The organism is Streptomyces sp. NBC_01635 (assembly GCF_045209715.1).
In the GTDB taxonomy this organism is placed as follows: domain Bacteria; phylum Actinomycetota; class Actinomycetes; order Streptomycetales; family Streptomycetaceae; genus Streptomyces; species Streptomyces hirsutus.
Map to the genome: position 1 here is coordinate 8,751,250 of NZ_CP109277.1, position 11,149 is coordinate 8,762,398.

Genomic DNA, 11,149 nt, shown 5'->3' on the forward strand with positions numbered 1-11,149 from the left:
TTCAGAAACCACAGGAACCCAGAAACCACACGCACCACACCACAGCAGGACCCGGCACGAGAGGGACGTACGTGAGCGCCAAGCATCTTCATGAACAGGCCGAGCAGGCCGAGCGGGAGCTGGACCTGGTCTGGCAGCCGCTCACGATCAAGAACGTCACGCTGCGCAACCGCATCGTCCGGTCCGCGCACGGCACCGGTTTCGCCCGCGGCCCGGTGACGGAGACCCTGAAGGCCTACCACATGGAGCGCGCCCGGGGCGGCGTCGCCCTCAGCTTCGGCGAAGGCGGTCAGGTCCACTGGAGCTCACCGGGCTTCCTGGACCTGACCACCGATGACATCATCGAGGGCCTCGCCGACCTGGCGTCGTCCGTGCGGGCCGAGGGCATGAAGCTGTTCCAGCAGCTCATGCACGGCGGCCCCACGCTCTACGCGCACGACGGCTCGGCCCCCTGGGCGGCCTCCGCAGTGCCGGACCCGGTTCTGGGCCTGGTGCCGCACCCGATGACCAAGAACATGATCGACGAGGTCGTCGAGGGCTTCGCCGCCGCGGCGGGCCGGGTCCGGCAGGCCAGCCTCGACGGCGTCGAACTGCACGGCGGGCACAGCTACCTCTTCAGCTCCTTCCTCTCCCCGGCCACGAACCACCGCACCGACGAGTACGGCGGATCCCTGGAGAACCGTTCGCGGATCCTCGTCGAGGCACTGCGCGCGGTCCGGGACCGGGTCGGCCCCGACTTCGTCGTCGGGGTACGGCTCTCGCCCGACGGCGCCGACCACATGACCACGGGCGACGACATCCGGCAGGTGATCGGGCGGCTGGAGGCCGAGGGCCTGGTCGACTACCTCAACGTCTCCTACGGCAGCCACTACCGCCGGTCAAAGCTGATCGGCGTCACCCGCGAACCGCGGAACTACATGGTCAGGCAGGCCACCGGGGAGATCACCAAGCAGGCCACGCTCCCCACCATGGTCACCGGCCGCGTCCTGTCCCTGCACGACGCCGAGGAGATCCTGCGCAACGGGGAGGCCGACATGGTCTCCATGGTGCGCGCGCTCATCGCCGACCCGCACCTGGTCAAGAAGACGCAGGAGGGACGCGCCGAGGAGATCCGCCCCTGCATCTCCTGCAACCAGGCGTGCGCCGGCGGTCTCACCAGCCGCGGCCTGATGGGCTGTGTCGTCAACCCCGCCTGCGGTCACGAGAGCAAGCGCGGCGACCACGTGCTCACCATCAGCCCGCGCCGCCGCACCGTCCTGGTTATCGGCGGCGGCCCGGCCGGCCTGGAGGCCGCCCGCTCCTGCGCGCTGGCCGGTCACCGGGTCGTCCTGCACGAGCGCGCCGACCGGCTGGGCGGCCAGCTCAGGCTGATCGAGAAGTCCCCGTCCCGTTCCGACGTGGCCTCGCTGTTGCCCTACTACGAGTCGGAGCTGGCCCGCCTCGGCGTCGAGGTCGTCCTGAACTCCGCGCTCGACTCCCGCGAGGCGGTGGACGCCATCGGCGCCGACCGCGTGGTTGTCGCGACCGGAGCCACCCCACGCCGGGACGGTTTCCAGGCATGGCGGCCCGCGGACGCCCCGGCGAGTCAGGCCGGCGTCGACGTGCTGACCGGCTGGGACGTCCTGAACGGCGCCGAGATCACCGGTCCGGTACTCCTCGTCGACGAACTCGGGCACTACGAGGGCATCGACGTCGCCGACACCCTCGTCCTGGCCGGCCACCAGGTGCACCACGTCACCCGCTTCTCGAACCTCGCCGCCAACATCCCGGTGGCCTACGACTACGCCGCCGGCCCGCACGCCGAGGAGCTGTACAAGGGCGACTACGAGCTGCACACGCGCACCCTCGTGCATGCCGTCGAACCGGGCAGGGCCACCGTCGCACCGATCGCCGCCCCGAACCGGATCCAGGAACTGCAGGTGAACACCTTCGTGTTCATGTCCGGCGCGGTGCCCGCCCACGCCCTGACGGCCGAACTCGAGGACATCCCCGAGCTGTACGTCATCGGCGACGCGCTCGGTCCGCGCACCCTGGAACCGGCGATCACCGAGGGCTCCCTGGCGGCGGCCCGGTTCGAGGAGGGCTGGCAGCGCGCGACGTGGGTGCGCTACTCCGGCGGAAGCTCCGTCTGACGAAAGGGCATCATGGCACTCGAGCACGTGCTCTCGCCGCTCCGCCTGGGGCCGCTGACGGTCCGCAACCGGGTCGCGACGACCGCCCACATGACCGGGTACGCCGAGAACGGGCTGGTCTCCGACACCCTTGTCGAGTACCTGACCGCCCGGGCGCGCGGCGGCGTCGGCCTGCTGATCACCGAGGCCGGCGCCGTGCACCCGACGTACCGGCCCGCGTCGTACCGGCTCTACCGGGACGACGTCGGGCCCGGTCTGGCCCGGCTTGCCGCGGCCGTGCACGCGGAGGGGGCCGTGCTGATCGGGCAGGCCAACCACGGCGGGGCGGCCTCACCGCCGCTGCCCGACGGCCGTCCGGCGTTCTCCGCCTCCGACAACGACGGTCTCAACGGGGCCCCGGCCCGGGCCATGACGCACGCCGAGATCGAGGAGATCCAGGACGCTTTCGTGCGTGCCACGCGGGTGATGTCGGACGCCGGGCTCGACGGCTGCGAGGTGCACGGCGCCCACCACTACCTGGTCAACCATTTCCTCTCGCCGCTCTACAACCGGCGCGAGGACCGGTACGGCGGGAGCTTCGGCAACCGCCTGCGGTTCCTCGCCGAGATCCTGGAGGGGATGCGGGCCGCGACACGGCCGGGATTCGTGCTGGGCGTGCGGCTGAGCGCGGACATCGGTCCGGGCGGCATCGACTCCGAGGCGATGCTCGCGATCGGCCGGGCTCTGCAGGACCGGGGCCTGGTCGACTTCGTCGGGTTCTCGCTCGGCGGCCGGACCCCCGAGGCCTTCCCGCTGATGACCGGCGGCATGGAACGGCCCGCCGGTTACGAGCTGCCCTGGAACGAGCTGCCGTCGCGCGGTCTGACGCTGCCCACCCTGGTCACCGGGCGCTACCGCACTCTGGAGGAGGCCGACGAGGCCGTCGCCTCGGGCACTGCCGACCTGATCGGCATGACCCGGGCCCACATCGCCGACCCCGAGCTGGTCCGCAAGACGATGTCCGGCCGGGCCGCCCGGGTACGGCCCTGTATCGGCTGCAACGAGTGCCAGCGCTCGATCATCACCGAGGGCTCGGTCCGGTGCGCCGTCAACCCGTCCCTGCCCGGCGCCGGCACCACGACCGACCTGCCGCATCCCACCCGGCGGGCCCGCCGGGTCACCGTCGTCGGCGGCGGCCCGGCCGGTCTGGAGGCCGCCCGCGCTGCGGCCCTGGCCGGGCACACCGTGACCCTGTTCGAGGAGACCGAGGAGCTGGGCGGCATCGCCCGCCGCGCGGCGCGTGCGATGCCGAACGCGCCGGGCATGCTCGACGCGATCGCCTGGTCCGAACGGGAGGTGCGCGGCGCGGGCGTCGACGTACGGCTCGGCACGCGCGCGAGTGCGGAGACGGTGCTCGCCACCGTGCCCGACGTGGTCGTCGCGGCCACCGGATCGGTGCCGCGGCAGGGGGCCCGCCAGACGGCGCGGCCCGGTGCGACCGTGGCGGGCGCGGACCTGCCGCACGTGGTGTCCTCGCGGGACGTCCTCGCGCTGACCACCGTCCCCGAGACGGCGGTCGTGGTCGACGAGATCGGTGAGTACGAGGCGCTCGGCGTGGCCGAGCTGCTCGTCGAGGCGGGTGCGCACGTCACCTTCGTCACGCCGTTCGCCTCGGTCGGACTGCCGGTGGACGCCACCGGACGCGCGTCGACGGCGCTCGGCCGGCTGCGCGCCCACGGCCGGTTCACGGCGCTGCCGCTGTCGATGGTCGTCGCGATCACCACGGCCTCCGTCGACATCGAGGACCTCCTCGGGCACACCGTGTCCACGCACGATGCGGGCCTGGTGGTGATGGTGACCCGCGCGACGCCGTCCCGGCCCTCCTGGGCGGAGGATCTGGGGGTCCCGGTGGAGTACGCCGGCGACGCGGTCCTCCCGCGGTCCTACCGGACCGCCGTGCGGGAGGGGTACCTGGCGGCGACGCGGATCGAGGAGCTCTGCGGCACGGCACGTCCGGCGCGGGGCGCGACAGCGGAGGTAAGGGCATGACGAAGCCGTCGGGCACGATGAGTGCGCCGGAGGAGGCGGCCGGGCCGGTCCAGGTGGTCGAGGTCGGCCCCCGCGACGGCCTGCAGAACGAGGCGACGATCCTCGCCACCGAGGACAAGGTCCGCTTCATCGAACTGGCGATCGCGGCCGGGGTGCGCCGGATGGAGGCGGTCTCCTTCGTCCGCCCGGACGCCGTGCCGCAGATGGCCGACGCCGAGAAGGTGATGGACCAGGTGCCCCGGCGTGACGACGTGTCGTACATCGGGCTGGTGCTCAACCGGCGCGGCTTCCTGCGCGCCCTGGACTCCGGCGTCGACGAGATCAACCTGGTCGTCGCCGCCAGCAACTCCTTCAACCTGCGCAACCAGAACGCCACCACCGACGCCCTCGCCGCGATGGTGGAGGAGGTGCTCGGGCTCGCCGGCTCGGCCGGGATGCCGGCGTCGGTGACGATCGCGACCGCGTTCGGCTGCCCCTTCGAGGGCGAGGTGGCGCCCGACACGGTCGCGGCTCTCGTCGCGCGGGCGTCGGCCGCCGGCGCCCGCGAGATCGCGCTGGCCGACACCATCGGGGTGGGCGTGCCGCATCAGGTGCGCGAACTCTTCGGCACCGCCCGCACATTGACCGACGTGCCCCTGCGCGCGCACTTCCACAACACTCGCAACACGGGCTACGCCAACGCCGTGACCGCCCTGGACCTCGGTGTGAACATCCTCGACTCGAGCATCGGCGGCATCGGCGGCTGCCCCTTCGCGCCGCGGGCGACGGGCAACATCGCCACCGAGGACCTCGTCTACCTCCTCGACCGCTCGGGGGTCACCACCGGCCTGTCCGTCCCGGCGCTGGTCGACGCCGCCGGGTTCATCGGCGGGAAGCTCGGCAAGGAGGTCCCCTCGATGGTGTCGAAGGCGGGCGGTTTCCCGCAGAAGGAGGCGTCATGACGTCCGAGCGGCCCCGGGTCCCGGCCAGTCACCTCGACCTGACGAAGGCGATGACCGCCACCCTGTCCACGATCGGCCCGGGTGGGGTCCCGCAGGTCACGGCCATCGCGTTCCACTACGACGAGAGTGACGGACTCTTCCGCATCTCGCTCAACGACGCCCGGCAGAAGGCCCGCAACCTGCGGCGGACCCCGCTGGCCACGCTGTTCGTCATCGACCCGGAGAACAGGTTCCGGACGCTGGAGGTCCGTGCGGACGTCGAGCTCGAACCCGACGCCGACTTCTCGTTCGCGGCCGAGGCGGGGGCGAAGTACGGCCATGACTTCCACGACCTGGATGCGCCGGGCGAGACCCGCAGCAAGGTCACCTTCCGCCCGCGGCGGATCGTCGCGACGGATCTGACGCCGGGCTGAGACCGGCCCGGCCGGCGTCTGCCGGGCCCCGGGGTGACGCGGAGTCCAGCCCGCGGTCACCCCGGGGCCCGGTTCCCTTCGTGCGTCGCCCGCCCAGGGCGTGCGGTCCTGCCTGTCGCCGGACCGGCTACGGAGTTCAGCCTGTCGCCGACCGGGCGCGGAGCCCTGCCCGCAGCCGCCCCGGGAAGTCGCCGGCGTCCTGCGCGTCACTGGCGACTCCCCGGGGCACCGGAACGGCCCCGGTCAGCGACCGCGGGCGTCCGCCTGAAGCGACGGCATCCTGGGGTGCGGCATCGGGTGCGCCATGTCGACGGGGGTGTCCGGCGCCTGCCGGCGGACGAGGTCCCGGGCCTGGTCCCACGCGGCCAGCAGCCGGTCCTCCATGGCGTAGTCGAACCGGGCGTTGTACGTCGGGTAGTCCTCGGCGGTGACGGGGTTCTCGGTCAGCCAGGCGACGGTCTCGGCGAGGGCGTCGGCGGCCGTGACGACCTCGCGGTAGCCGAGCAGCCGCTTGGCGCGCGAGGCGTCGACGAGGACGTGCGGCCGGGCGGTGGGGGAGAGCAGCTCACCCATGGCGGAGGGGGCGAGTTCGGACGGGATGCCGACGAACTCCATCTCCGCGCCGAGCAGCATGGCGATGCTCTCGGCCCACTGGCGGGTGGTCTGCTGGTCGTCGTCGGCGACGTTGAACGCCTCGCCCGCGGCGGCCGGGTCGCCGACCGCGCACAGCAGCACCTCGGCGGCATTGCGGGCGGCGCACCGGGTCACGATCCACAGTCCGGCGTCGGGGAGGATCATCCGGCGCCGGCCGTCCGCGATCCGCTTCATGACGGCCCACTCCCACGGCACGATGTTGCGGGGCCCGTAGATCTGGGAGTAGCGGACCATGGTGGCGGCGTAGGCGCCCTTGGCGCCGAGCCGGAACACCTCCCGCTCGGCGGCCACCATCTTCGCCGCGAAGGGCGCCACCGGCTCGTAGGCGTCGGCGAGGGTGCCGTCCTCGCGGGCGAGCAGCCGCATCCCGTAGGGCCGGGTGGCGTCCGGTTCGAAGAAGCCGCGGTAGACGGGGACGCCGCCGACCCCGATGAACTGCCCGCACTTCCCGGCGAACGCCTGCGCGACCGTCCTGAGCCGTCCGTACGTGGCCAGGACGACGTCCCAGGTGCGGGTGCCGATCGCCGCGTCGAGGGTCTCGCGGAAGTGCGGGTCGGCGTGGATGTGGCGGACGTCGGGCAGCCCCGGCGGTTCGTGGACCCCGCGGTGGAGGATCTCGACGTCGTACCCGCGCTCCAGCAAGCCCGAGATCAGGTGCGGCCCGGTCGGACCGGTGCCGCCGATGACGAGTGCGGTAGGGGAGGACTTCATAACCATACGCTAATTGGTTTACGCTGTGGGCGCCACTGATCCCCCGCATCGGTGCAGACCGCAGGAGGAGCCATGCCAGGACCGCTGAGCGGGTTGTCGATCGTCGAACTCGGCGGTCTCGGCCCGAGCGCCTTCGCCACCATGCTGATGGCCGACCTCGGCGCGGACGTGATCCGCGTCGACCGGGCGCGGGCCGCGCACGGCGGGGTCGAGGCCGCTGCCGAGCCCAGGTTCGACCTGCTCAACCGTGGCAAGCGGTCCCTCGCCCTGGACCTGAAGAAGTCCGAGGCGGTGGAGATCGTCCTCCGGCTCGTCGAACGGGCCGACGCGCTGACCGAGCCCTTCCGGCCCGGCGTTGCCGAACGGCTCGGACTCGGCCCGGACGAGTGCCTGGCCCGCAACCCCAAGCTGGTCTACGCCCGGATGACTGGCTGGGGCCAGGAGGGACCGCTCTCCGCGACCGCCGGCCACGACATCAACTACCTCGCCCTCACCGGAGCCCTGCACGGCATCGGCAGCGCCGGCGGGCCGCCGCAGATTCCGGTCAACTACGTGGGCGACTTCGGCGGCGGCGCCACCTACCTCGTCATCGGACTCCTCGCCGCGCTGCGGGAGGCCGCGGTCAGCGGTACCGGACAGGTCGTCGACGCCGCGATCGTCGACGGCGTCTCCCACCTGCTGTCCAGCACCCACGCGATGTACGCCGGAGGCATGTGGCAGGACCGCCGCGGGGTGAACGTCCTCGACGGCGGCGCGCCCTTCTACTCCGTCTACGAGTGCGCTGACGGCGGGTACGTCGCCGTCGGCGCGGGCGAGGGGAAGTTCTACGCCGAACTGCTGCGCCGGCTCGGCCTCGACGACGACCCGCGTCACCAGCTCGACGAGTCCCGCTGGCCGGACCTGCGCCGCCGGATGGCCGCGGTCTTCGCCACCCGCACCCGCGACGCGTGGGCGGCGGAGTTCGAGCAGACCGACTGCTGCGTGACCCCGGTACTCGGCCTCACCGAGGCCGCCGACCACCCGCACATCCGGTCCCGGCGGTCGCTGCGCAGGCACGACGGCGTCCTCCAGGCCGGTACGGCACCCCGATTCTCGGGCTCCGAGCCGCACGACCCGACGCCGCCGCCGCTGCCGGGACAGCACAGCCACGACATCCTCACCTCCCTCGGGCTCGACGCCGGCCGGCTCGTCGAGACGGGTGTGGTGAGTGCAGGCCCCGCACCGCAGGACCCGACGAAGGAGCACCGATGACCAGAGCAGTGATCGACACGAGCAAGTGCGTGGGCCACGGCCAGTGCGCGATGATGGCGCCCGACGTCTTCGACCTCGACGCCGGCGGCTACGCCGAGACCCTCGTCGACGAGCTCACCGGCGACCAGCGCCGGGACGCCGAGACCGCGGCCATGGCCTGTCCCGAGCAGGCCATCCGTCTCGAGGACTGAGTGGGTTCTATCCTTCTCGGCGTGAACTCCCCCGACGGCCAGGCGCAGCCCACCTTCCGCGACGTCCTCCGGGCCCGGCTCGTCGAGCAGGACACCGTCCCGCCCGACGCCGCCGACCGCACCGACCTGGTCTTCAACCTGACCAAGTTCTTCAACCGGCTCGGACAGGACGCCGAGTCGGTGCACCGTCGGCTGGGCTGGAGCTGGGCGGGGTTCCGCTTCATGAACCTGCTGTGGGCTGCCGGACCCCTCGAGGCCCGGCAGCTCACCCGGCTCTCCGGGGCCTCGCGGGCCGCCACCTCGGCCGTCCTGAACACCCTGGAGCGCGACGGCCTGATCCGCCGCGACCGCAGCGAGACCGACCGCCGCCAGGTGCTCGTCTCGCTCACCGACGAGGGTGCCTCCCGGCTCCTGGAGGGCCTGCGCGCCCAGGCCGAGCGGGACAGGGCCTGGTTCGCCGTGCTCTCCCCCGAGGAGCAGCGGCAGCTCGGCCACCTCCTGATGCGCCTGGCCGACCAGCCCACGCCGTGACGCGGAGCCGGTCCACGGCGTGAGGCGGGGTCGGTTCGCACTGTGACGGACGCAGGGCCCGTCCACGCGGTCACGCCGTCATGCCGGCCCGCTCACGCGAACCGGTACGACCGACCGTCGCGCGTGCGCCGGAAAAGCCCGCCGAAACCTACGCACACCAGTAACCAATCAATGCTTGTTTAAGCCCCTCGTCCTGTGTCACAGTGAGCCCGATCGCGACTGCGGTCCGCAACGGACGGACGCCGCGATTCGATTCCCGCGAGGACAGGGAGCACGATGACACACGTCCAGGAGAAGCTCCGTTCGCACCCGAGCCCCGGACACCGGACGGACCTGGCCCACCTCCACCGCGAGATGCTGCGCATCCGGATGTTCGAGGAGCGGGCCGCCGCGTTCTACCGCGACGGCATGATCCGCGGGTTCGTGCACCTCTCGGTCGGTCAGGAGGCCGTGCCCGTCGGGACCGCGGCAGCCCTGCGGCCCGACGACGTGATCACCTCCACCCACCGGGGGCACGGGCACGTACTGGCCAAGGGACTCGACCTCTCCGGCGCCTTCGCCGAACTCTTCGGCCGGGAGACCGGGACCAACCACGGCCGCGGCGGTTCCATGCACATCGCCGACCCGGCGCTGGGCATCTTCGGTGCCAACGGCATCGTCGGCGCCGGGGTGCCGATCGCTGCCGGAGCCGCCACCGCCGCGCTGCTGCGGCGCGACGGCAAGGTCGCCGTCAGCTACTTCGGCGACGGGGCCACCAGCACCGGCGCCTTCCACGAGGGTGCCACCCTCGCCGGCGACTGGCGGCTGCCGCTGATCCTGCTCTGCGAGAACAACCAGTTCTCCGAGTTCTCCAGCACCCATCTGAAGGCGCCCGGCCTCATGGAGGCCCGTGCCGCCGCCTACGGCATGTCCTTCCACCGTCTCGACGGCAACGACGTGACGGAGATGGCGGACGCCATGGAGGACATCGTGGCGGCGGTACGCAGCGGCGATGGCCCGGCGTTCGTCGAGGCCGTGACGTTCCGCGCCCGCGGCCACTACGAGGGCGACCCGCTGAAGTACCGCGACAAGGAACTCGCCGCAGCCTGGGCCCAGCGCGACCCGATCCTGCTCGCCGAGGAACGGCTGCGGGCGGGCGGCGCGAGCGAGGCCGACATCGCGGCCGTGCACGCGTCGGTGACCGAGGAGATCGAGCGGGCCGTTCAGGCCGCGAAAGCCGGTCGGGAACCGTCGGCCGACGACCTCTTCGAGTACATCCGCACGCCCACCAGGACCGTCACCGAGCCCGAGCTGCCCGCCGACGCCGAACCGGTCCGCTACAGCCGCGCGGTCAAGGCCGCCCTGCGTCACGAACTGGAGCATGACCCGTCGGTCTTCGTGGCCGGCATCGACGTGGGCGAGGGCGGCAACGTCTTCGGCCTGACCCGCGGCCTGGCCGCCGACTTCCCGGGCCGGGTGCGCGACACCCCGATCGCCGAGAGCGCCATCATCGGGGCGGGCGTGGGCGCCGCCATGGCCGGCATGCGGCCGGTGGTAGAGATCATGTACTCCGACTTCATCGCCGTCTGCCTGGACCAGATCATGAACCAGGCCGCCAAACTGCGATACATGACCGGCGGCAAGGTGAGTGTGCCGCTCACCATCCGCACCCAGTTCGGCGCCGGCCGCTCCTCGGGCGCCCAGCACTCCCAGGCGATCGAGGCGCTCCTCGCGCACATCCCCGGACTCCAGGTCGTGATGCCCTCGACCCCGGCCGACGCCTACGGACTGCTGCGCAGCGCCATCCACGAGGACAGCCCGGTCGTCGTCATCGAGCACCGGCTCCTCTACGAGAAGTCCGGCCCGGGGTTCTCGCCCGACCACGTCGTCCCGATCGGCAAGGCGAAGGTGCTCCGCGAGGGCACCGACGTGACCGTCGTCAGCGTCTCGCGCATGGTGCGCGAGAGCCTCGCCGTCGCCGAGTCGCTGGCCGCCGAAGGCATCTCGGTCGAGGTCGTCGACCTGCGCACCGTGGCCCCCATCGACTGGGAGACCGTCCTGGGCTCCCTCGGGAAGACCAACCGGCTGGTGATCGCGCACGAGGCCGTCCTCGACTTCGGCATCGGCGCCGAGATCGCCGCCCGCGCCGTCGACGAGGGGTTCTGGACGCTCGACGCCCCCGTGGTGCGGGTGGGGACTCCCTTCACCCCCGCGCCCTACGCCCCCGCCCTGGAGAAGCAGTGGGTGGTCGGGCAGCGCGACATCGAAGCCGCGATCCGCAGAATCCTCGCCGTCTAGGCCGGCCGGGCCGTTCGGGC

At 72.4% G+C, this 11,149-nt stretch carries 9 protein-coding genes; 8 read left to right on the top strand and 1 reads right to left on the bottom strand.

The window, feature by feature from the left end:
- Window positions 1-71: 71 nt before the first annotated feature.
- From OHB56_RS39835 to OHB56_RS39850, 4 genes are read left to right on the top strand one after another with little or no spacing between them, the layout of a single operon-like run.
- Window positions 72-2,132, top strand: a complete 2,061-nt coding sequence (locus tag OHB56_RS39835) for an FAD-dependent oxidoreductase (protein WP_406358783.1) — start codon at window positions 72-74, stop codon at window positions 2,130-2,132.
- Between the two features lie 12 nt (window positions 2,133-2,144).
- A complete protein-coding gene (locus OHB56_RS39840; RefSeq protein WP_326750898.1) occupies window positions 2,145-4,160 on the top strand; it encodes an FAD-dependent oxidoreductase in 2,016 nt (671 codons plus the stop codon).
- The gene (locus OHB56_RS39845) at window positions 4,157-5,101 is read left to right on the top strand and encodes a hydroxymethylglutaryl-CoA lyase (RefSeq protein ID WP_406358785.1); all 945 of its coding nucleotides are present in this window, start codon (window positions 4,157-4,159) and stop codon (window positions 5,099-5,101) included. The genes OHB56_RS39840 and OHB56_RS39845 overlap by 4 nt, the downstream gene beginning before the upstream one ends.
- Window positions 5,098-5,514: a TIGR03618 family F420-dependent PPOX class oxidoreductase gene (locus tag OHB56_RS39850; RefSeq protein ID WP_055630020.1), complete on the top strand. Its 417-nt coding sequence runs from the start codon at window positions 5,098-5,100 to the stop codon at window positions 5,512-5,514. The genes OHB56_RS39845 and OHB56_RS39850 overlap by 4 nt, the downstream gene beginning before the upstream one ends.
- A gap of 243 nt (window positions 5,515-5,757) precedes the next feature.
- Here OHB56_RS39850 and OHB56_RS39855 read toward each other — a convergent pair whose 3' ends face one another.
- Window positions 5,758-6,879 (bottom strand): NAD-dependent epimerase/dehydratase family protein, encoded by a 1,122-nt coding sequence (locus tag OHB56_RS39855; protein WP_406358787.1) that lies wholly within the window; start codon window positions 6,877-6,879, stop codon window positions 5,758-5,760.
- Window positions 6,880-6,951: 72 nt separating this feature from the next.
- Between OHB56_RS39855 and OHB56_RS39860 the strand changes: the two genes are divergently transcribed.
- The 4 genes from OHB56_RS39860 (at window position 6,952) to OHB56_RS39875 (ending at window position 11,129) form a co-directional block, all read left to right on the top strand.
- Entirely contained in the window at window positions 6,952-8,130 is a 1,179-nt protein-coding gene (locus OHB56_RS39860) for a CaiB/BaiF CoA-transferase family protein (RefSeq protein ID WP_326750895.1), read from the top strand.
- Complete coding sequence (locus OHB56_RS39865; RefSeq protein WP_326750894.1) at window positions 8,127-8,321, top strand: ferredoxin; 195 nt, start codon at window positions 8,127-8,129, stop codon at window positions 8,319-8,321. Before OHB56_RS39860 ends, OHB56_RS39865 begins: the two co-directional genes overlap by 4 nt.
- 21 nt (window positions 8,322-8,342) lie before the next feature.
- A complete protein-coding gene (locus tag OHB56_RS39870; protein ID WP_351127760.1) occupies window positions 8,343-8,852 on the top strand; it encodes a MarR family transcriptional regulator in 510 nt (169 codons plus the stop codon).
- A 276-nt stretch (window positions 8,853-9,128) separates the two neighbouring features.
- The gene (locus OHB56_RS39875; RefSeq protein ID WP_351127759.1) at window positions 9,129-11,129 is read left to right on the top strand and encodes a dehydrogenase E1 component subunit alpha/beta; all 2,001 of its coding nucleotides are present in this window, start codon (window positions 9,129-9,131) and stop codon (window positions 11,127-11,129) included.
- Window positions 11,130-11,149 lie beyond the last annotated feature (20 nt).